At 59.9% G+C, this 21,379-nt stretch carries 19 protein-coding genes and 1 tRNA gene; 4 read left to right on the top strand and 16 right to left on the bottom strand.

Annotated features, from left to right (window positions below; all coding sequences use genetic code 11):
* The first annotated feature begins 35 nt into the window (after positions 1 to 35).
* Together ACODNH_RS04255 and ACODNH_RS04260 are read left to right on the top strand one after the other, a co-directional pair.
* A complete protein-coding gene (locus ACODNH_RS04255) occupies positions 36 to 671 on the top strand; it encodes a PGF-CTERM sorting domain-containing protein (protein ID WP_306707780.1) in 636 nt (211 codons plus the stop codon).
* Positions 672 to 836: 165 nt separating this feature from the next.
* Entirely contained in the window at positions 837 to 1,877 is a 1,041-nt protein-coding gene (locus ACODNH_RS04260) for an NAD(P)-dependent alcohol dehydrogenase (protein WP_306707782.1), read from the top strand.
* A gap of 51 nt (positions 1,878 to 1,928) precedes the next feature.
* On the opposite strand, the gene ACODNH_RS04265 is transcribed toward ACODNH_RS04260, so the two are convergent.
* The 11 genes from ACODNH_RS04265 to ACODNH_RS04315 all read right to left on the bottom strand — a co-directional run bounded on the left by ACODNH_RS04265 (position 1,929) and on the right by ACODNH_RS04315 (position 10,994).
* Positions 1,929 to 2,234, bottom strand: a complete 306-nt coding sequence (locus ACODNH_RS04265; protein WP_306707784.1) for a DUF7562 family protein — start codon at positions 2,232 to 2,234, stop codon at positions 1,929 to 1,931.
* Between the two features lie 365 nt (positions 2,235 to 2,599).
* Positions 2,600 to 2,673, bottom strand: a tRNA-Thr gene (locus ACODNH_RS04270).
* A gap of 78 nt (positions 2,674 to 2,751) precedes the next feature.
* Positions 2,752 to 2,949, bottom strand: a complete 198-nt coding sequence (locus tag ACODNH_RS04275; protein WP_434530962.1) for a universal stress protein — start codon at positions 2,947 to 2,949, stop codon at positions 2,752 to 2,754.
* Positions 2,950 to 3,169: 220 nt separating this feature from the next.
* Complete coding sequence (locus ACODNH_RS04280) at positions 3,170 to 3,919, bottom strand: ABC transporter ATP-binding protein (RefSeq protein WP_306707787.1); 750 nt, start codon at positions 3,917 to 3,919, stop codon at positions 3,170 to 3,172.
* A gap of 2 nt (positions 3,920 to 3,921) precedes the next feature.
* Complete coding sequence (locus tag ACODNH_RS04285) at positions 3,922 to 4,707, bottom strand: ABC transporter ATP-binding protein (protein WP_306707789.1); 786 nt, start codon at positions 4,705 to 4,707, stop codon at positions 3,922 to 3,924.
* Between the two features lie 6 nt (positions 4,708 to 4,713).
* The gene (locus tag ACODNH_RS04290) at positions 4,714 to 5,763 is read right to left on the bottom strand and encodes a branched-chain amino acid ABC transporter permease (protein WP_434530963.1); all 1,050 of its coding nucleotides are present in this window, start codon (positions 5,761 to 5,763) and stop codon (positions 4,714 to 4,716) included.
* Positions 5,760 to 6,647, bottom strand: coding sequence for a branched-chain amino acid ABC transporter permease (locus tag ACODNH_RS04295; RefSeq protein WP_306707792.1), 888 nt, complete (start codon positions 6,645 to 6,647; stop codon positions 5,760 to 5,762). The genes ACODNH_RS04290 and ACODNH_RS04295 overlap by 4 nt, the downstream gene beginning before the upstream one ends.
* A 5-nt stretch (positions 6,648 to 6,652) precedes the next feature.
* Complete coding sequence (locus ACODNH_RS04300; RefSeq protein ID WP_005538348.1) at positions 6,653 to 7,963, bottom strand: amino acid ABC transporter substrate-binding protein; 1,311 nt, start codon at positions 7,961 to 7,963, stop codon at positions 6,653 to 6,655.
* Between the two features lie 143 nt (positions 7,964 to 8,106).
* Positions 8,107 to 9,654, bottom strand: coding sequence for an SLC13 family permease (locus ACODNH_RS04305; RefSeq protein ID WP_306707794.1), 1,548 nt, complete (start codon positions 9,652 to 9,654; stop codon positions 8,107 to 8,109).
* Positions 9,655 to 9,715: 61 nt separating this feature from the next.
* Positions 9,716 to 9,967, bottom strand: coding sequence for a hypothetical protein (locus ACODNH_RS04310; protein ID WP_005538345.1), 252 nt, complete (start codon positions 9,965 to 9,967; stop codon positions 9,716 to 9,718).
* Positions 9,968 to 10,013: 46 nt separating this feature from the next.
* The gene (locus ACODNH_RS04315; protein ID WP_306707796.1) at positions 10,014 to 10,994 is read right to left on the bottom strand and encodes a class I SAM-dependent methyltransferase; all 981 of its coding nucleotides are present in this window, start codon (positions 10,992 to 10,994) and stop codon (positions 10,014 to 10,016) included.
* 75 nt (positions 10,995 to 11,069) lie between these two features.
* On the opposite strand from ACODNH_RS04315, the gene dph5 reads away from it, so the two are divergent.
* Positions 11,070 to 11,849 (top strand): diphthine synthase, encoded by a 780-nt coding sequence (gene dph5 / locus ACODNH_RS04320; protein WP_306707798.1) that lies wholly within the window; start codon positions 11,070 to 11,072, stop codon positions 11,847 to 11,849.
* A 24-nt stretch (positions 11,850 to 11,873) separates the two neighbouring features.
* Here the strand turns inward: dph5 and artA are convergent, their stop codons facing one another.
* Positions 11,874 to 12,875, bottom strand: a complete 1,002-nt coding sequence (gene artA / locus ACODNH_RS04325; protein ID WP_306707800.1) for an archaeosortase A — start codon at positions 12,873 to 12,875, stop codon at positions 11,874 to 11,876.
* A 146-nt stretch (positions 12,876 to 13,021) separates the two neighbouring features.
* Complete coding sequence (locus ACODNH_RS04330; RefSeq protein ID WP_306707802.1) at positions 13,022 to 15,745, bottom strand: DUF7282 domain-containing protein; 2,724 nt, start codon at positions 15,743 to 15,745, stop codon at positions 13,022 to 13,024.
* Positions 15,746 to 16,424: 679 nt separating this feature from the next.
* Here ACODNH_RS04330 and ACODNH_RS04335 point away from each other — a divergent pair.
* Positions 16,425 to 16,565, top strand: coding sequence for a hypothetical protein (locus ACODNH_RS04335; RefSeq protein ID WP_306707804.1), 141 nt, complete (start codon positions 16,425 to 16,427; stop codon positions 16,563 to 16,565).
* Between the two features lie 348 nt (positions 16,566 to 16,913).
* Here the strand turns inward: ACODNH_RS04335 and ACODNH_RS04340 are convergent, their stop codons facing one another.
* The 3 genes from ACODNH_RS04340 to ACODNH_RS04350 all read right to left on the bottom strand — a co-directional run bounded on the left by ACODNH_RS04340 (position 16,914) and on the right by ACODNH_RS04350 (position 21,357).
* Complete coding sequence (locus ACODNH_RS04340) at positions 16,914 to 19,667, bottom strand: DUF7282 domain-containing protein (protein ID WP_434530964.1); 2,754 nt, start codon at positions 19,665 to 19,667, stop codon at positions 16,914 to 16,916.
* A 424-nt stretch (positions 19,668 to 20,091) separates the two neighbouring features.
* Positions 20,092 to 20,844: a VOC family protein gene (locus ACODNH_RS04345; protein ID WP_306707808.1), complete on the bottom strand. Its 753-nt coding sequence runs from the start codon at positions 20,842 to 20,844 to the stop codon at positions 20,092 to 20,094.
* Positions 20,845 to 20,916: 72 nt separating this feature from the next.
* Positions 20,917 to 21,357, bottom strand: a complete 441-nt coding sequence (locus tag ACODNH_RS04350; protein WP_306707810.1) for a TIGR04206 family protein — start codon at positions 21,355 to 21,357, stop codon at positions 20,917 to 20,919.
* Positions 21,358 to 21,379: the final 22 nt, after the last annotated feature.

The raw sequence follows: 21,379 nt of genomic DNA on the forward strand, positions 1-21,379 counted from the left end.
CAAGGCTTATGCCACCCCATCCGATTCGGTGAGGTATGCATCGGATTGTCCCTGCCATCGGTCTTGCTGCTCTGGTTGTTCTCTCCGGCTGTGTGACAGCAACGGTTGACTCAACAGTGACCGCCGACGGCGCTGTTTCGGAGTACGACCTGACCCTTGAAATGTCCCCATCGGTGTACGACGGCCTGCAGAATCAGGCCCAGCAGGAGGGCTATGACTCGGTCGAAGGATATCTCCTGGCTGACGTGAACACCAGTCGAATGTCGAACTACACGTACGAGCAAGAGCTGGAAGGCGAGAACGTTACACTCTCGATGACGTTCGCGGACTGGAACCCCGGCCCAGAAAGCGACGTATCGGTCAACGCGAGCGAGGGCAACGTCACGTACGAAGACCGGACGTTCGTCACTGCGAACGAGGACACTGACGTGGCCTTCGGCAACGGCGTCGCGGTCGAGTACCAGGTGACGATGCCTGCCGATATCTCGTCTTCGAACGCTGATATCGTTCAGAACGAGACCGCCGTCTGGGAGTACGCTGCTGACGAACCGGTCGACGAACCGATCCGCGCGACCAGCCCTGCACCGTCGTCGGCCTTCGGTCCCGGAATGGGGATTCCCGTCGCCGTCGTGGCACTGCTTGGGGCCGCACTGCTGGCCAGTCGGGACTAAGTAGCTGCAAGCGTCACCACACACTGTTTTTTGTACCCGAATTCAGCGTCCACAGACGCTGGCTGGGTAGCTATTACTCTTCCAGACAGTGACACGAGCGATGTCGCTAATATATCTACTATTTTATAATGTGTGTTTATTGCCGTTTCGTCCGGACACAGGACGATGCGCGCAGCCAGACTCCACGAGTACACGCACGATATGTCGAACGGGCTCTCAATAGACGAGGTAGATGCGCCGCAGGTCGCATCCGGGGACGATGTTATCGTTGAGGTCGAAGGGGCCGGCTGGTGCCAGACTGACAATCATATCATCGAGGGAATGTGGGAACAGTACGTCCCGCAGGACCTCCCGATGACACTGGGCCACGAGAACGCCGGTACAGTTGTTGAGACGGGCAACGATGTCGACATAGTCTCGGAAGGCGACCAGGTCATCTGTCATCCAGTCCAGACCTGTGGCACCTGCCGACCGTGCCGTCAGGGTGAGACGATGTACTGCGAGAACGACGCGTTCAACGGGCTGACAACTGACGGCGGCTTCGCGGACCAGTTACGGACCAGCGACCGGTCGGTCATTCCATTACCCGAGGGCGTCGACCCGGCCGACATCGCGCCACACGCCGACGCCGGCATCACGGCCTACCACGCGGCGAAGAAGGCTGTCGACGGGCTCAACCCGGGCGACACCGCTGTGGTCATCGGCATCGGCGGCCTCGGTCACATCGGCCTCCAGTGTCTCGACGCCATGTGTGCCGCCGACCTCGTCGCCGTCGACATCAAGCAGTCCGCCCGCGACCTCGCCGACGACCTCGGCGCACACTCCACCATTGACCCCGAAAGCGAGGATGTCGCCAGTGAGGTCGAAGCCATCAGCGACGGTGTCGGTGCCGCGCAAGTGCTTGACTTCGTCGGAGCCGACGAAACGACGGCGCTCGCGCCCGACATCTGTGCTGCGGGTGGCGACCACCACATCATCGGCTACGGCGGCCACATCCACGAACCTGCTCAGGCGCTCGTCAACGGTGAATTCGCCTATCAGGGCAACATCGTCGGTCAGTACACTGAACTACAGGAACTGGTCGCGCTCGTCGACCGTGGCGCGGTCGACCTCCACACGACCCAGTACGACCTCGGCGAGGTGAACACCGTCGCACAGATGCTGGAAGACCGGGAGATCGACGGGCGAGCAGTCATCACGCCCTGAACGTCCTGTGTTGCGGTGTCGTATCGCCGGATAGAACACTCCTCTTCCGGCTCACCGCCCGTCGGCGCGAGTCTGTTCCGCTTCGTCAGCTAGATCGTGATAGCGTCTAAGAAACACGTCTCGGCTCACAGTCCCGGCACCGGCCGCTTCGAGTCGGTCTTCCAGCCCGGTCCGGCCGAAGTGACAGTACTCCCGATAGCAGGGCTTGCACAGATACTCGAAGGACTTGTCGTCGCGGTCCCAGCGGTTGCCATACTTGTCGTATTCTCGGGCATCCGACCGGGCAACCGTTTCACCGCAAGCGATGCAACAGACCTCTTCGTCGGTGGTGCGGTGCCAGGCGTTTCTGAAATCCATCAGAACCACGCTCCGTCTGACTGCCCGTACGTGTGTCCGTTGGACCGCTCTCCCGGGCACACAGCAGTACACGCCGGCAGTCTATACTGTGTGATCATCGTTTACAGACGGAAATCCTACCCAGAAGCCCGTCGCCGTATCGCCTCACTGACGAGGGTCGTTTTTACCCGGCTCGCGGGACACCGCCAGACCAGCGACGCAGGACTATGGCTGCTGACAGACCGTCTTCGGCATGAGACATACTCGTCAGAACGGCACTGGAGAGCGGAAGCCGGTGGAGGATTGTGAACCACGGTCGGAGCAAAGCTCTTCCCTAGTTCAAATCCCTCAGAAGCTTTCGCTCGTCACGTTTGTTCCTCGCAGAAAGCCGGTGGAGGGATTTGAACCCTCGGCCTAATCCTTACGAAGGATTCGCTCTGCCAGTCTGAGCTACACCGGCGCGTCGCTCGCGTACATCAGTTGTTGGACGCATAACCGCAATAAGGATTGCGAATCGGGGCCACCGAGAGGAACGTTCTCACTCCTCTCGGGACCCGACGACGGTGACCGGGTCGTCCGCCTCAAGCAGGACCTGCTGGGACACGCTCCCGAACACGGCCTTGCCGGTCGGCGACCGCTTTCGCGACCCCATGACGATCTGGTCGGCATCGAACTCGTCGGCCAGCTCGATGATGCCGTCCGCTGGCGGCTGCTGCCCCTCGGCTGAGTTGGACATCGACGTCGTGGTCTTCGAGGTAGTCGCGAACGAGTCTGACTGTCGAGATCCGCTCGACGTTGCGTATCTCCTCGGGCGCTTCCGCCTCTTCTTTGGTCAATGCGTGCGTGATCACAGCCTCGATCTCGGTTTCAGCAGCCGGTAGCTCCGAGACGAAAGCGGCCTGGCCGCGGGCGCGGTCCTCATCGGCGTCGACGGGGACAAGTATCGTGTACATATTTTACCCTCCTAGATACAAGCGTCCGACTTCCTCGTCGTTAAGCAGTTCGGTCCCCGTGCCGGTGAACTTGATTTCGCCACTTGCAAGCACGAAGCCGCGGTCGGCGATAGAGAGCCCTTTCTCGGCGTTCTGTTCGACGAGCAGGATGGTGGTTCCGAGGTCGTTGAGTTGTTCGATGCGCTCGAACACGTCGTCAATAAACCGCGGTTCGAGGCCGATGGACGGCTCGTCGAGCATCATCACGTCCGGTTCGACCATCAGCGCGCGGGCCAGTTCCAGCAGACGGCGCTGGCCACCCGAGAGGGTGCCGGCCGACTGGCTCCGGAGGTCGGCGAGTACCGGGAACTCCTCGTACAGTTCATCGGCGCGGGCGGCGGCGCGGTCGTCGTCGTTGAACACGTAGCCGCCCATCAGCATATTCTCGTGAACGCTCATCCCAGGGAAGACGCTGGCGTCCTGCAGGACGTAGCTCATTCCATTGGCGAGGTTCTGCTGGGGCGACCGGCCGGTGATGTCCTCACCGCGGAACGACACCGCCCCGGTCTGGACGTCCGCAAAGCCGTAGATGCTCTTCATCAGCGTGGACTTCCCGGAGCCGTTCGGGCCGATGAGACAGGCGACCTGTCCGTCCTCGACGGCGATGCTCACGTCATGTAACACCGTGGTGTTGCCGTAGCCGGCCGTGACGTTCTCCATCCGGAGCACCGGGTCCTCGGTCGGTTCGTTCGTGGCGTCTGGTGTGGATGCCATACTCACTCCCTCCCGAGGTACGCGTCGAGCACGCGCTGGTCGTTCTGTATCTCTTCTGGCGTTCCCTCGGCGATGCGTTCGCCGTGGGCCAGAACGTAGATGCGGTCGGCGATATCCATGACGAAGTCCATGTTGTGTTCAATGAGGAAGATGGTCGACTCCTGCTCCTCGTTGGCGTTGCGGATGTAGTCGATGAGATTCCCCAGCATGGAGGGGTTGATGCCGCCGGCTGGCTCGTCCATCAGCAGGATTTCGGGTTCCGACATCAGTTCCATCGCGAACTCAAGCAGCTTCTGCTGGCCGAAACTCATCCGGCCAGCGCGGGTCTCCGCGAGTCCACCGAGGTCGACGTAGTCCAGCAGTTCGTCCGTGCGGGCGAGCAGGGAACTGTCCGGGCGACGCATGAGGCTGGAGACGTCAGCGCCACCCTCCTGGGCCGCAAGCAGCAAGTTTTTCCGGACGGTCATGTCTCCGAAGATACGGGTCTCTTGGAACATCCGGCCCAGGCCGGCCCGCGCGATCTTGTGTTCGGGCCAGTCCGTCACGTCCTCGCCTTGGAGATAGACCCGCCCCTCGTCGGGCGTTAGTGTCCCGGTGATACAGTTGAACAGCGTGGACTTGCCGGCCCCGTTCGGCCCGATGAGGCCGACGATTTCGCCACTGTGGATCGCGATGTCCACGTCGTCGACGGCGGTCAGGCCGCCGAAGCGCTTCGTGACGCCGTCCGTCCGCAGCACCGCACGACCGCTGTCCGTGTCGGGTGCCGGGCCGCTCGTTGCCTTACTCATCGGCACTCACCTCCGAGCCGTCGTCAGTGTCTGTGGCGGCCATGCCGCCGTGTTTGTAGTAGTCCATCTGGCTCGCGTATTCGCTGAGCGTTCCGACGACACCATTGGGGAAGCCAATGACCGTGATGATGACAGCCCCACCGAGCAGAACGAGCTGCAACCCGACCGCGTACGTCTCCACGAGTTCGATGATGGTGTGGAGGCCGAACGCGCCGATGACGGGGCCGGCGACAGTGCCGGACCCCCCAGCAGCGCCATCGCGATCAGTTCTACGTTCCACGCGCCGTTGTAGGCCGTCTGGGGGTCGATGAACGTGTTGAACAGGCTGTACGCGGCGCCGGCAAAGCCTGTGAACAGGCCGGCCAGCATCCACGCGGCCGTCTTGTAGTAGGTGGTGTTGAACCCCATCGCCGTGGCCTTCTCCTCGTCATCGCGGATGGCGTTCAGGACGAAGCCAAAGCGCGTCCCCGAGAGGTAGTACACGAGCGCCATCTCGACGACGAGAACCCCCAGGAAGAGGTAGTAGAAGGTCTCACCCGACGGCGTCTGGAGCAGAATTTTTCCGCTGGCCCCGCCGGTGATATCGAGGTTCCGGGAGATCTGCTGCGCGGCCAGCAAGACGCCGAGCGTAGCGATAGCGAAGTAGTGCCCGCGGAGCCTGAGGACGATGACGCCGATGACGGCCGCGAAGGTCACCGCCAGCAGGCCGGCTAGAAGGAACGCGACCGGGAACGAGAGCGCGAAGTCTTTTGTTAGAATCGCTGTCGCGTACGCCCCAATACCGAAAAACGCCATGTTCCCAAAGCTCGGATAGCCGGTCTGTCCGCCGACGAGGTCCCAGGACAGCGCCAAGATGGCAAACAGGAACATCTCGGTGAAGACGGTCATCCGATAGCCAGCCTCCAGCCCCAGTAGCGGCAACGCGGCCGCGGCGAGCGTGCTGACGGCCAGCAGTTGCCAGCCGTAGGCGTCACATGTACTGAGGAACCGGTCGACCTGTTCGGGCGGAAGGACCGACCGGAGGACGCCCCGAGACTCCTCGTCGCTCGTGCTCATTGTTCAGCCCCCTGTCCGAACAGACCATTGGGTTTGACGACGAGCAACACGATGAGCGCAGTGAACGTCACGGCGAGTGTCCACTGCGAGGAGATGAACCCTGCGACCAGTTCCTCAACGGAACCCAGCAAGAGCCCGCCGATGAGCGCGCCGGGGATACTTCCAACACCGCCGAAGACGACGATGACGAAGCTCTTGAGCGTGTAGATGAGTCCCATCTGTGGCTGGATGTTCAAGATGACGGCGATGAACGCGCCGATACCGCCGGCGATAGCCGAGGAGACGCCGAAAGTCACCGCTCGGGTGTGTTCGACGTCGATGCCGACTAGCGCCGCGGCCTCGGGGTTCTGTGAGACGGCCCGTATCGCTCGTCCAGTCCGTGTCTTCTGGAGGAACACGTACAGGAGTGCAGTGAGGACGAGTGCGCCGGCGAAGGCAACGAGTTTCATCTTTGGGACGACAATGCCAGCGAGGTTCATCGACGGGTCCGCAAAGCTCACCTGAATCGATCGCGGGTTCGCCGACCACGCCTGTATCGCCAGCTGCTGGATGGCGATGCTCGCGCCGAAGGTCACCAGCAACGTGAGGAAGATGTCAGTCCCGATGACTCGTGAAACCAGTATCCGCTGGAGCGCGTACCCGATTCCGAACAGCACGGCGATGGCAACCGGGATGGTCGCCAGGAACAGGAGCGGCGACCCCTCCGCATTCCCGGTGACCAGCGTCAGCACCCAGTAAGAGGTGTAGCCACCGAGCATCACCATTTCGCCATGGGCGAGGTTGATGATGTCGACGACCCCCCAGATGAGCGCGAATCCGACCGCCACGCCTGCGAACAGCGCACCGACCAGCAGGCCGTTGACGACGAATTGGGTGGCAGCCATCGCTCTCAGCGCTCGCTCCAGCCAGGCATCGGGTACACCGGATCAGACTGCGCCACGTTGTCCGGGTACACTATCTGAAGGTCGGACTCAGGCTGCCACTGGTAGACCAGCATGTTCTTGTCGATGACGCCGCTGTCATCGAAGGCGACGGTGCCGTACACTGTCGAGAACTCGGTCTGGCGGATGTGGTCCCGGACCGCCGTCGGGTTGAGTTCGTCGACGTTCTGGAAGGCGTTCATGAAGGTGAGGATGACCGCCTCGCCAGCCGCACTGTGGTAGTCCGGCGTGTAGTCGTAGTTCTCCTCGATGCCGGAGACGAAGTCGCCGGTTTTGCCGAACACCGGGTCGTCGAAGTCCGCGTTGACTGCCCACGAGGATGGCCCGTACATATAGTCGCCGTTCGCGCCGGCCTCATCCTTGAACGAGTCGTTGAGGCTCCCGACGGTTCCCATCGCCGCATCGACGTTGACGTCCTGACTCTCCATCTGGTTGGCCAGGATGATGTTGTGCTTCTGGTGGGCACACAACAGGAGGATATCTGCGCCACTGTCCCGAACCCTGCCAAGGTTCGTCGAGAGGTCAGACGTATCCGACGGGAACGTCTGGTCGACGACCAGTTCTAGATCTGTGTTGCTGATCTTGTTACGTGCGCCCTCCGCGGTCGACTGGCTGAACGTGCCGTCCTCGGCAAGAATCGCGATAGACTCAGGTGCCGAGTCCTGCGCGAGGCACATATCGATGTAGCTCTTGGCGTACTTGTTCGCCGTCGGCAGGAGGCCGAAAATCCACTCGTTACCCTGTGCGAAAATCTCCGGGCTCGCACCACCGCCCTCGACCATCGGCTTCTGGTTCTGTGCGGCCACGGCGCTCGCGGGCAGGGTGACCGTACTGGAGTACGGCCCGAGCAGGTAGTCGATCCCCTCGCGGTCGATGAGTTCCTGATAGATCGACTTCGACTGGGAAGCGTCGGTCCCGTCGTCACGGAGCACCATATCCAGTTCGTACGTGTTGCCGTCGCCAGCCTCGATGCCACCGGACTCGTTGATGCGCTGGATGGTCAGTTCGTAGGCGTCCTTGTACAACTGCCCGAGGTCGGCGTTGTCTCCCGTGAGACTCATCGACCCGCCAAGGGTGATGACGTTCGTTCCACTACCGCTTTCCCCGGTAGAGCCACCGTCACCGCCACCACTTCCATCGCCCCCGTCACTACTACCGTCGCCACCGTTACCGGAACAGCCAGCGAGCCCCGTCAGTCCGAGAACACCTGTGCTTCCTGCCACCTTCAGAAACGCGCGTCGGTCTTGTTTTCCAGTCATAGGTCGTTTTACGCCCGTGTATCAATGATACACGGCCTGTACGTCCCGTTGTGACATACCCTATTAAATGTTAAGGATACTGTGGCGGACGGAGGCGTGTACGTACAAGTACTCTTTCAGAACGAGCTACACCGAAAAGCGGCCTACCAGAGTATGTGCGGCCAGAAGACTGCGAAGGAAACGAGAACGAGCCCTGTCAATACGAGCGTCATCAGGATGTTCAGCACGACACCGGCCCGTATCATATCTCGTTGCTCTAGGTGGCCGCTCCCGAAGACGATGGCGTTCGGCGGAGTCGCGACTGGGAGTGCGAACGCGAAACTCGCCGCGATAGCCCCGGTAACCGTCAGCGTGATAGCGGCCTGTATCGGTTCGACGCCGAGCGTTCCAGCAAGCACACTACCGAGGCCGATGAGGATCGGTGCGAGTATCGTCGTCGTCGCCGTGTTCGAGGACAGTTCCGTCACCAGCACGGTGAAGATGACGACAGCGAGCACGACGAGGGCCAGCGGTGCGCCCACCAGTGTGTCGAAGACAGTCCGTGCCAGCCACGTCGTCGCCTCAGTCTCAGCCAGCGCGTCCGCCAGCGAGATGCCGCCACCGAACAGGATGATAGTCCCCCAGTCGATGTCGACCAGATTCTCCCAGTCGTCAGCCCCCGACAGGACGAGTGCTGGGATTGCGAGCAGCCCGACCACCACGAGGTACAGGACGCCACGATGGCCTGTCAGACCGAATATAGTCTCGCCCGCACCGCCAAACAGCGTCACAAACACTGGTTTGGGGAGAATTCCTTCGAACAGGAATCCGAGCCCACCGAGAATCCACAGGCCCGCTGTGGCTGCGAAGATGTACGCCGCTCGTCGACCACTCGCCGACAGTGGTCCCTCTTCCTCAAGATATGCTTTCGCCTGTGCCTTCGCACCGCTCACGTCATCGACTTCCGGGGGGTACAGCCAGAACGTCAGGACATACCACGTCAGCGGGAGGGTCAACACGACGATTGGAAGTCCGATGGCCAGCCACTGCACGAACGATATCTCGACGCCGATGAGTCTGTCGAGAAACGCCACGGCGACCACGTTTGGCGGCGTCCCGATAAGGGTCCCAACTCCGCCGACGCTCGCCGCGTAGGCCGTTCCGAGCAAGGTCGCGATTCGCATATTCGATGCCTCGCCATCGGGCACATCTCGGCCGACGACCTCGGCAAGAACGCCCAGCGCGACAGGCGTCATCATCGCCGTTGTTGCCGTATTCGATACCCACATCGAGAGAAAGGCTGTCGCGACCATGATTGCCAGAATGAGCAATCGTGGTGAGCGCCCCATCCAGCTAATGAGGCGCAGGGCGATGCGGCGGTCGATATTGTGTGTCTGGAGCGCCTTCGCAAGCATGAATCCTGCCACAAACAGGTAGATGAGTGGGTCGGCAAAGCCCGAGAGCGCGGCCTCCATCTCGGTGTAGATACCGAACACTGTCAGTAACACCGGTATCAGCAACGCCGTCACCGGGAGCGGCAGAGCGTCCGTCACCCACAGAGTTGCCGCGAAGGCCATCGTCGCCAGCGCGTATTGTGCGGCGATATCAAGGCCAGTTGGTGTTGGGGCTGCGGCTATCGCGGCTGTCGAGACGAGGGCGACGGCAATCGCCGCTGCCGTCCGTCGCGGGTGCGTTCGACCCGACCAGGTCATGGCCGGCCCCGCTGGTCAGCTGCCGCGTCTCGGCGTCCATCGACTGTCGGTTTGGTCATGGTTAGAAGTTCGAAACCAGCACACGCACCTGCTCGGTGGTCAGCTCCGAGCGGTACAGTTCGAACAACACTTCGAGTCGTTGCTCCGAAAGACTCCGGTTGTTGTTCTCTAGCATTGAGATGTGAGCCTGCATGATGTCGTCGATTTCCACCTCAACCTCTCGCTGGCCAAACCCCGCCGCGACACGGAGGAGACGCCACGCTGTCGGCGAGATGTCGTGGATGCCGATGTCGTCATCCTCGCTCACCTCCATCTGCTACTATTCCTCACCATCAGACGAGTGGACATAATTGTTCGTTTCAGCGCGTCAGTCGAACGTCGAGAACGACGTTGTGTTCCTTCGGGGCATACGACCGGACAGTGTGTCGCGTTTTGACCGTCACGTCGTAGGCTGACTCCGCAGCCGCCCGTATCGCTCGCTCGCCGGGTCCGAACAGGTCGTCCTCGTGCTGGATATCGTAGTAATGAAGAACGCACTCATCGGCTGCCAAGTGGACAGCGGTCTCCAGAAATTCATCGGCGCTATGAGGAAGGTTCATGACGATGCGGTCAGCCCAGCCCTCATACTCGCTGGCAACCTCACGGACGTCACCACAGATACTGGTCACGCGGTCAGCGACGCCGTTCCGCTCCGCATTTGCTCGGAGGTACTCGATCGCTGTCTCGTTGATGTCGGTCCCAACGCAGGTTGCCCCGCGCTTGGCGAATGGAATCGCGAACGGGCCAACACCAGCGAACATATCGAAGGTCTGCTCGCCCTCGCTGACCTGCTCGGTAACGCGATGGCGTTCCGTCGCCAGACGCGGCGAGAAGTACACTTCTGCGAGGTCAAGGTCGAACGTGCAACCGTACTCCCGGTGGGTGACTTCTGTTCCGCCACCAGCGAGTACGTCCCAGTCGCGAACCCGCTGTTCGCCTTTGATCTTCGATGCGCGATTCAACACCGCTCGCACGGGCAGGTCCGAATCCATGATCGCATCGGCGATCATCCGGGCCCGCTCGTCGTCGTCTTCGTCGACAATCGCGACGTCGCCGATGCGCTCATAGCTTGGGTCGAAGTCGAGTCCGTCCGCCGGCATCGTCTGGCCCTCGCGGACCGGCGGGTCTGCCTCCACGACGGTGAGGTCCGACGGCACCGCCGTGGGGTCGGTGACAGGAACGTACAGCTGCCCGTCGGCGACTGTGATATCGTAACCGTCGTCGACAAGGTTTGCCTCGGCGAGGCGCTGGCGCGTCTCTTCGCCGGCCTCGCGGGGAACGCGAACGCAGGGAACGCCCATACTCCCCCTCCCCGACCACGGGCGGTAAGCCTGACGCTTCGCGCCCTTTATCCCCGACGGCGACCCACTCCGGATATGCTCACATTCGTCGGGCTGGGCCTCTATGATGAGCGCTCGGTCACGGTCGCGGGGCGCGACGCCATTCGAGACGCCGACCAGGTGTTCGCCGAGTTCTACACAAGCCGGCTGATCGGTACCGATATCGAAACGCTGGAGGATACGTTGGAGACGAGTATCGAACTCAGAGACCGGGCCGGCATTGAGCGAGACCCCGAGCCGATTCTCGAAGCCGCCGAGAGCGAGGACGTCGTCTTCTGTACCGCCGGGGATACGATGGTTTCGACGACACACACCGACCTCCGGCTTCGGGCTGCGGACCGTGGTATCGAAACCCGAATCGTTCACGGGACGACTGCCCAGACTGCCGCCGGTTCGCTGACCGGCCTGCAGAACTACCGCTTCGGGAAGGCCACGACGCTCCCCTTTGAGGACGCTCACGGCGGTGATGGTGTCCCGGACAGCGTCGTCGCTACTATCGAGGGCAATCGGGGCCGGGACCTGCATACGCTGGTCTACCTCGACATCAAGGTCGACGACCCACACTGGGACGAGAGTGACGACACGTACATGACCGCCAGCCAGGCCGCCGCCATGCTGTCGGAGCCATTCCCGGACACACTTGGCGTTGTCGTGGCCAGGGCTGGCAGTCCAGACCCGTTGGTGGTTGTTGACACGCTCGACGAACTCGCTACGCAGACGTTCGGCGACCCGCTACATCTGCTTGTCATTCCCGGCTCGCTCCACCCACTTGAGGCGGATGCACTGGAGTCGGTTGCTGGAGCCGACCTGGAATAGCGGCTGTCGTTTCCACGACGCAGTTCAGTCGTCGCCAGCGGTCGCGGGACTTGACTCCGGCTGGTCTTTTTCGAACGTCGTTCCGAGGTCGTACTCGGTTCCGGTCACCAGAAACAGGAGGTCCTCAATAATAACGGTGAGCTCCGGTAGCTCCCGCATCAGCACCCACGTCAGCCCAACGAGGACAATAACGGAGCCGAACTGCGCCAGCATCCGGTCGACAATGTAGTAGGACACGAGCTGTGCGTCGCTGAGGCCGAAAAGCGCCATGATCGCTCCCGGGAAGAACTGCGCCTTCTGGAGGCCAAAGGCCAGTGCGATCCCAAGATTCCGAATGAGATTCAGTACGTAGATGATACCGACGGCCCCGACCAGCACACGGAGTTTCCGTCGCCACGGTGCCTTGACTGCCAGTATTCCGCCAGCGAAGATAGAGATACTGCCGATACCTGTACAGGCCAGAATGATAGTGTACGTTATCGGTCGCTCGTTCCCGTCGAACCAGAACGTGTTCTCATAGGGGTACTGCTTCGATGCGATATCGATGCCGTTGTGTGAGAGCCCGCCAACCACCGTCGGATCGTACCCGATGAGCGTCATCAGGAAGGCGACCTGATCGGTGACGACCTCGATGATTGTCTGGCGGAGCGGCCCGATAGTGAGGAAGGGCACGTAGATGACGCCCATGATACCGATGGCACGGGTCAACACCAGTAGCGACTCTCGGCCGTTCCAGAGTAAATAGCCAGTGTACAGCGACAGCGGGACGGCAATAACGCTTCCCAGTCCCTCGACGACGCTCTTCTGTATTAGAATGAAGTGCGGAGCCAGAACGAGCCAGTACGCTGCGAACAAACCCCAGCCGACCGTTCCGACTGGCCGGGCCAGTCGCTTATCGTACTGGGCGACGGCTACGGTTCCCAGAAACGCCGCAAGAACGAGCCACATCAGCGGTTCCGAGGCCGTGACCGGGTCGAACGACAGTCCAGCAATGTTGACGCCCGCCTGCAGGACTGTCTCACTCATTGCTCGTACGTTAGCCAAACCGGCCTATATGTTTTGTCGTTGCGCTACTGTGCGGTGTCGTCTCAGAGTGAGTCGACGGAAGCGCCGCCGCTACCCACGTAGCGCGCGAAAGAAAGAACGGTGTTCAGGGACTGGAGCGAGTCCAGTTAGTTGTCGCGTCGGACGGCGAGGAGCGCAGCGGCGACGAGCGCGATGAGCGCGATGGCTGCCGTGAAGCCGGGACCTTCCTCTGCGGTGGTCTCGGATTCCTCGGTTGCCGGCTCATCGGTTGCCGGTGCGTCAGTTTCCTCGTCGGTTGCCGGCGCGTCAGTTTCCTCTTCGGTTTCGGTTTCCGTTGCCGTCGGCTCTTCCTCGGTGCCAACAGTCACGTTCGCACTGTCCGTAACGGCGGAGCCGTTGGCGGTGTACGGACCGTCAGCGTCCGGGAAGTCGTACGCTTCGTTGCCGTTGGTGTCGAGGTGCGGCATCGCGACCGCGGTGAAGTCCTCGTCCATCGGCTCGTCGAGCGTGATCGGAATGTCCTCGTGGCTGCCTGCCTCGAGGTACTCGGAGTTCCCGACGACATCGCCGGATGCGTTACCGGCGTGGATTGCGATGAAGCCACCGGCGGACAGCTGTGCGCTGTCGACGACGACTTCGCTACCGTCGGATTCCTGGTCACTGATACTCACAGTGGACGTGTCAGCATCGGTGATCTGTCCGTCTTCCTCGTCACCGAGGTTGTCACCGTCGACATCGAGCGTCTGAGCGGTGAAGTTCGTTCCTGCCGAGTAGTCACTGAAGTCAACCGTGGCACTGAACGTACCGTCAGTGGCGACAGTCGCTTCAGGTCGGTCGAGGAACGGGTTGGAGTCACTCTCGGATTCAACTTCGACCTCAAGCTCGGAGCCAGGCGCGACCGAGGTGGTTCCGGTGACCTGCTGGTCAGCGGCAGCCTGAACCTGCACAAGACCGTTGGCCGTGTTGAGAGTTGCGTCACGGTCAACGATGCTGTAACCGTCTTCGATGCCGTCGTTGTCCTCGCTTAGGCCAGTGTCCTGCGACACGGTGAAGTTGGCCGTGATCTTGTCATCGTCGTCCTTGTTACGGATCTGCTTGCCGCTGGAGTAGTTCGCTTGCTGCGTCTTCACAGCGACGAAGTACGTGTTGTTGTCAGGGTCGTCGACAACAACAACGTTGGTGCTGTTGAGGTCAAGCGGGTCCTCATCTGCGTTTGCACCGACGTTAGTACGATTGACGCTGAGGTTGAACACGTCGTTGTTACCGGCGCCACCAGTAGTCGACTGGAGGAACGCCTGGGTCGTGCTGGAGGCACTGTTGACTTCCTCTTCGTAGGCAAGCGGGCCTTCGACACCGGACGCAACGATCTGGTGGACAACGATGTCACCATCAGCGATGTTGTTCGATTGGGTCAGGTTCTGGCCGATACGATCACGAATGTCGATATCGTCATCGTCGAGCTCAGCGTCCTGTGGGGCCACCCAGCTACGCATACTCTCAGTGGAGCGCTCGCTCAGTCGGAGCGTTCCGACAGCGTCAGCGCTCTTGCTCTGGGACGTCCCTGCAGTGACGTTCAGGTTGTAGCTGGAGGCTTCGATCGTCTCGTCGTCAAGGTTGCTTCGGTTGAAGGAACCGTACTCGTCGACACCAGTGATCTCGTCGTCACCATCAACGTAGAGGATCTCGCTGGCGGAGATACCACTGATACCGCTCGTGCCGGCGAGGTAGCTGTTGAACGAGACAGTGACTTCGCCGTCACCGTCGTCGTCCTCGATGGTTCCGGAAACCGCGTAGTTGTCGTCGTCGTCGTCGCCGACGAAGATAACGGCTTCATCGGTGTTGTCGAGCTGGTAGGTGATGTTGACCACGTCACCACGCTCGTCGTTGACAACACTGCTCTCGAAGCTGGCGTCACCGTCTTCAGCTTCGGAGACGTTGATCTGGTCGGTACTGGCTGTGACGCCAGTCTGGTTGTCCGTCACGTTGATCGTGTACGGACCATCATCAGCGTCGAAGCCGTCGTAGCTGCTGATGTTGTCGAAGATGAAGTCCGTCTCCTCGTTGCCGGAGAGACGGTTCTTGACAATCGTGTCGACCTTGTCGCCGTCATCGGAGAACAGGGTCGCGTTGGCTGGCTGGCCACCGCGAGTGATCGTGACGTTAGCAATGACATCGTCCTCGTCGGTGATGTCATTGTCGTCAGCCTCAACATTCAGGTTGAGGTTGCTGAGCTTGAAGCCAGCTTCACCAGCAGAGTCGTTCTGTGGCGAGACCGAGACGTTGTAGCGCTGACCAGTATCGAGGTTTTCCGTGTCGACAGTGTAGACCTTACTGTTGTCAGCGTACGTGTCGTCAGAGACAATGCTACCCTGGTCTTCTTCGACGAAGACATTGCCACCGTTGGTGTCGTTCACCACGGCAACCGTTTCGCCACGGTAGACGTTGACGTTGTACGATCGATTCTCGTCACTCTTGAAGGACTTGATCGTCGTTGACGTGACGTCGATGTCTTCGGCAACGACCGAGTCACCGCCAACATTACTGACTTTGACTGTCAGGTTGCGGTTCGGCGTAACGTCGTTGCTCAGATCGATCTCAAGGCGTCCGTTCGACCCGTCATCTGAGCCGACCGTAGCGCCCGTGTCCTCTTTTCCGTCAATGAGGACCGTGACGTCATCGTTAACAACAGTTCCGGCGGAGCCATCAAATGCCAATTCAACTGTACCGTCGTTATATTCGACTGCCTGATCGACGGAGACGTTCGCGGCGGCGGCTGCGCCACCGGAGAACGCGACGGTCCCGGCGAATACCGAGAAGACCATCAGCGCCGTCAGAAACAGGCTGCGGATTTTTTCGCTTGTATCTGTCATGTGTTGTGTTTGCTATCGGGCGACCCCAGCAGTTTTCCACGTGGTCGGAACGCGGCCACCGAGGCCACGCATAGACCGAACCGGCGTACTCACTTCTGGCGTCATGGGTAGGGGTATCGATACATTGCCCGAAGTGTGGTAAATGCTTTGTGGAATAAAGTTGGTAAGTATATTACAAGTAATAGTCACTCAGTAATGTTTTTGAACATACATTTGGGTTTGATATGGACGTTTATTTGACTTGTTCAATAATTTGACCGGCGACACTTCGGTTGAAACACGTCTTCATCTCCTGATTTGAGCGAAGTGCGTTCCACCGCTTGACGACGAATGAGGGACCCGATATTGCTGTGATCTGCGAGCGATTCCCCGGCATTACGAACGTGAACTAGAATCGGCTATCAGTGATTGGCAAGTGAGTAATATACAGTTGAGATTAGAACAGATAGACAAGAGGCTGATGTAGCTGTATGAGCGGCGCAAGGAGCGTCACAGATCGGCGTGTCTCACTTGGAGGTGAAGATCAATGAGTGAGCCAGCGAACAGGCGATTCGGGCACAGGGATGCCGAGGTTAGCGCAGACAAACAACCAGGGAAGTTCACCGCATGCTGGATCTCGGAGAGAAGGTCGGACAGCGATAGAGACAGTCACGGACCTGAATGCCGAACGCTTGGATAGGTGGGGTTTGATGTTCGAAACACCCTCCAAACAAACCTTTCAGGAGAGCTATACGCGCTGATTCTCGACGCTGCAAGCGACTGGGACATCACGAACGTCCCGACCGAAGTCGTGGAACTGCTCATAGACCTGATGCAGTGATTATCAACCGCAACGGAACGAAACGCAGGTCAACCGATATGCACGATGAGCGAAACGGGTACCGTAGGGAACGCCGTCCCGAGAAATCTACGAATAGCAAGGGCAGGCGATTGCCGAAACCGCTCTCACAGTGACGGAAATCAGGGGGATCTCTGGCAGGTGTTACATCACTACTGCATCCCCCAGCGTTCGACTGTGGCCAAGTTGTGACTGCGGACCAGTAATTGGCCGTCTAGAAGCGAACTGAATAGCACTCTACAGCGGGCCTCGGGTCGTTTTGTAGTCTGTCGGCACTGTTTGCGTACGCGCGAAAGAAAGAACGGTGTTCAGAGACTGGAGCGATTCCAGTTAGTTGTCGCGTCGGACGGCGAGGAGTGCAGCAGCGACGAGCGCGATGAGCGCGATAGCTGCCGTGAAGCCGGGACCGGACGCTTCCGTGGTCTCGGTTTCAGTGTCTTCCATCGTGTCCGCAGGCGTGTCCTCAGGCGTGTCCTCAGGCGTGTCCTCAGGCGTGTCCTCGGGCGTGTCCTCGGGCGTGTCCTCGGGCGTGTCCTCGGCAGCGATGGTCACGTTCGCACTGTCCGTAACGGCGGAGCCGTTGGCGGTGTACGGACCGTCAGCGTCCGGGAAGTCGTACGCTTCGTTGCCGTTGGTGTCGAGGTGCGGCATCGCGACCGCGGTGAAGTCCTCGTCCATCGGCTCGTCGAGCGTGATCGTGATGTCCTCGTGGCTGCCTGCATCGCGGTACTCGGAGTTCCCGACGACGTCGCCGGATGCGTTACCGGCGTGGATTGCGATGAAGCCACCGGCGGACAGCTGCGCGCTGTCGACGACGACTTCGCTACCGTCGGATTCCTGGTCACTGATGCTCACAGTGGCCGTGTCAGCATCGGTGATCTGTCCATCTTCCTCGTCACCGAGTTCGTCACCGTCGACATCGAGCGTCTGAGCGGTGAAGTTCGTTCCTGCCGAGTAGTCACTGAAGTCAGCCGTGGCACTGAACGTACCGTCAGTGGTGACAGTCGCTTCAGGTCGGTCGAGGAACGGGTTGGAGTCACTCTCGGATTCAACTTCGACCTCAAACTCGGAACCGGGTGCGACTGTGGTCGTTCCGGTGAGTTGCTGGTCAGCAGCAGCCTGAACCAGCACGAGACCGTTGGTCGTGTCGATAGTTGCGTCGCGGTCAACGATGCTGTAATCCACCTCAGCGGCGTCGTTGTCGTCGCTCAGGCCAGTGTCCTCCGACACGGTGAAGTTGGCCGTGAGCTCGTCATCTTCGTCATCGTCGCGGATCGCTGTGCCGCTCTCGAAGTTCGCGTTCTGCGTCTCCACAGCGACGAAGTACGTGTTGTTGTCAGGGTCGTCGACAACAACAACGTTGGAGCTGTTGAGGATGAGCGGATCTTCATCTGCGTTTGCACCGACATCGCTACGGTTGACGGTGAGGTTGAACACGTCGTTGTTATTATCGCCGCCAACAGTCGACCGGAGGAACGCTTGGGTCGTGCTGGAGGAGCTGTTGACTTCCTCTTCGTAGGCAAGCGGGCCTTCGACACCGGACGAAACGATCTGGTGGACAACGATGTCACCCTCAGCGATGTCGTTCGATTGGGTCAGGTTCTGGCCGATACGATCACGAATGTCGATATCGTCATCGTCGAGCTCAGCGTCCTGTGGGGCCACCCAGCTACGGAAGTTCTCAGTGGAGCGCTCGTTCAGTCGGAGCGTTCCGACGGAGTCAGCGCTGTCTTCCTGAGACGTGCCTGCAGTGACATTCAGGTTGTAGCTGGAGGCTTCGATCGTCTCGTCGTCAAGGTTGCTTCGGCTGAAGGAGCCGGCCTCTTCGACACCAGTGATCTCGTCGTCACCATCAACGTAGAGGATATCGCTGGCGGAGATGCCACTGATATTGCTCGTGCCAGCGAGGTAGCTGTTGAACGAGACAGTGACTTCGCCGTCACCGTCGTCGTCCTCAATGGTGCCGGAGATTGCGTAGTTGTCGTCGTCGTCGTCGCCGACGAAGACAACGGCTTCATCCTCATTATCGAGCTGGTAGGTGATGTTGACTACGTCACCACGCTCGTCGTTGACCACGCTGCTCTCGAAGCTGGCATCACCGTCGCCAGCCTCGGAGACGTTGATCTGGTCGGTGCTGGCTGTGACGCCAGTCTGGTTGTCCGTCACGTTGATCGTGTACGGACCATCATCAGCATCGAAGCCGTCGTAGCTGCTGATGTTGTCGAAGATAAAGTCCGTCTCGTCATTGCCGGAGAGACGGTCCTTGACAATCGTGTCGACCTTGTCGCCGTTATCATCGAACAGGGTCGCGTTGGCCGGCTGGCCACCACGGGTGATCGTGACGTTGGCGATGACATCGTCCTCGTCGGTGATGTCATTGTCGTCAGCCTCGACATTCAGGTCGAGATCGCTGAGCTTGAAGCCAGCTTCACCAGCAGAGTCGTTCTGTGGCGAGACCGAGACGTTGTAGCGCTGACCGCTGTCGAGGTCTTCCGTGTCGACGGTGTAGACCTGACTGTTGTCAGCGTACGTGTCGTCAGAGACAATGCTACCCTGGTCTTCTTCGACGAAGACATTGCCACCGTTGGTGTCGTTCACCACAGCGACCGTTTCGCCGCGGTAGACATTGATGTTGTACGATCGAGCCGAGTCACTCGTGAAGGACGTGATCGACGTTGACGTGACGTCGATGTCCTCGGCAACGACCGTGCCGTCGCCACCAGTAAGATTGCTGACCTTGATGGTCAGGTTGCGGTTCGGCTGAACGTCGCCGTCAAGGTTGATTTGAAGGCGTCCGTTCGACCCGTCGTCCGTACTATCAACACTAGGGTTGGAGCCGGAGACGAAGTTGCTGGGGTTTTCGTTGCCGTCAACGAAGACTGTGACATCGTTGTCATCAATACTCCCCGCGCCGCCATCAAATGCCAATTCGACTGTTCCGCTGTTATATTCGACTGCCTGATCGACGGAGACGTTCGCGGCGGCGGCTGCGCCACCGGAGAACGCGACGGTCCCGGCGAATACCGAGAAAACCATCAGCGCCGTCAGAAACAGGCTGCGAATCTTATCTGAATTTCCTGTCATAGTTTGTGTTTGCTATCGGGCGACCCCAGCAGTTTTCCACGTGGTCGGAACGCAATCACCGCGATCGCGTGTAGACCGAACCGGTGTACTCACTTCTGGCGCCATGGGTAGGGGTACAGTCTATACGATAGGTGTCTGTTGTAAATGTTTTGTGGTAAGAACATCTGCCTGTCATGAATATTCAGGTTAGAGAAGCACTGTCTGTGTTGATTAGATGTGACATAAGAAGCTTGTAGGTCTAAAACAGGATCGTCAGTCGGGTGTCCGACGCCCCAGATTCACATCTCGGAGATGGTTTCGATGGCCTGAGAATACAGGGCTTCACAGACTCTAACTGCTGGCTCAGGAACGACTCCGCAGGAGGCTTGTCCCCCTGACTGTGTGAGAATAGATTCGGACAGACGGTTACTACCGACCAGTACCGTCAGTTCGTCACGATTTCGATTTCGCGGCTGTCGGGGTCTTTGGTGAACGCATAGCGGTCGTCACAGCTCTTGGGGTCGCGGTAGTCCTCGGCGTGGCGTCCCATCAACGTCTCCCACGCGCCGTGGAGGTCATCGGTTTGGACTGCGAGATGCCCCCACGCATCGCCGAGTTCGTAGGACCGGCCGTCGTAGTTGTAGGTGAGTTCGACCGACATCGCTTCGTCGGGGGCATCCTCTGGTTTGAGGAAGTACAGCGCGAAGTCATCGAACTCCTCGCGGCGAAACAGTTCGTAGTCGAGCTTCCGGACGTACCAGCCGATAGCCTGCTCGGCGTCTTCGACACGGATCATTGTATGGTCGAGCGACCACTTCGCGCCGTGGTCTCGCTCGACAATCTCGATTTCGTGGCCGTCGGGGTCTGTGACGAAGGCATAGGAGCCGCCACAGGAGTCCGGATCGCGGTAGTCCTCAACGCCAGCGTCCATCAGCTCGTCGTAGGCATCGTACACGTCGTCACAGCGGACAGCGATGTGTCCCCACGCGTCGCCCATCGTATACGAGCGCCCGTCATGGTTATACGTGAGTTCGAGTAGTGCACCCTCGTCGTGGACATCCTCCGGACCGAGGAAGACATTCGTGAAGGTGTCGGCCTCCCAGCGGCTCTTCTCCTCGTAATCGAAATGCGTCTGGTACCAGTCAAGTGAGGCGTCTAGATCCTCGACGCGTATCATCGTATGATCGAGTGACCACATACGCGCTATGTGGTTCGAGCGAGCGAAAAGGCTACCGCCAGAGGCGGTTCCGTCCGGATTCGATACCACGGGTCACCGTGTCGCCGTGTCCGCCCGGATGGCCGGGAGATAGTACCACCAAACCAGGATAAGTAGGACGAGGGAACCGACCGGGACAGCCACGTAGTTGAGCCGCCTGTTGAATCCCAGAAACACGGGAAACTGTGTCAGGCCCGCACCTACGAGTGCGAGAGCAGTCACTCGAACGTCCTCACGCCAGACGACACCGGCAACGGCGCTGGCCAAGGCGAATGCATACAACAGGACGCCCGAACCCCACGATTCGATAAACTGTGGCAGTGCGCTGGTAAAGCGGATGAAGTAGCTGTAGACCGAGAGCAGTTCCGGTGGGTTCGTATTGAACAGGCCAAAGGAGAAGACGAGCGTCAGTTCCTCTCCAATCAGCACCACTGTCCAAGGGATGAGGCCAGCAACAACGACAGCGAGAAGACGGCGTCGGGGACCGCGGTCCATAGTTGGTAGCAGGGTTCCAGGT

This window comes from Haloarcula sp. NS06 (genome assembly GCF_051122755.1).
Classification (GTDB): Archaea; Halobacteriota; Halobacteria; order Halobacteriales; family Haloarculaceae; genus Haloarcula.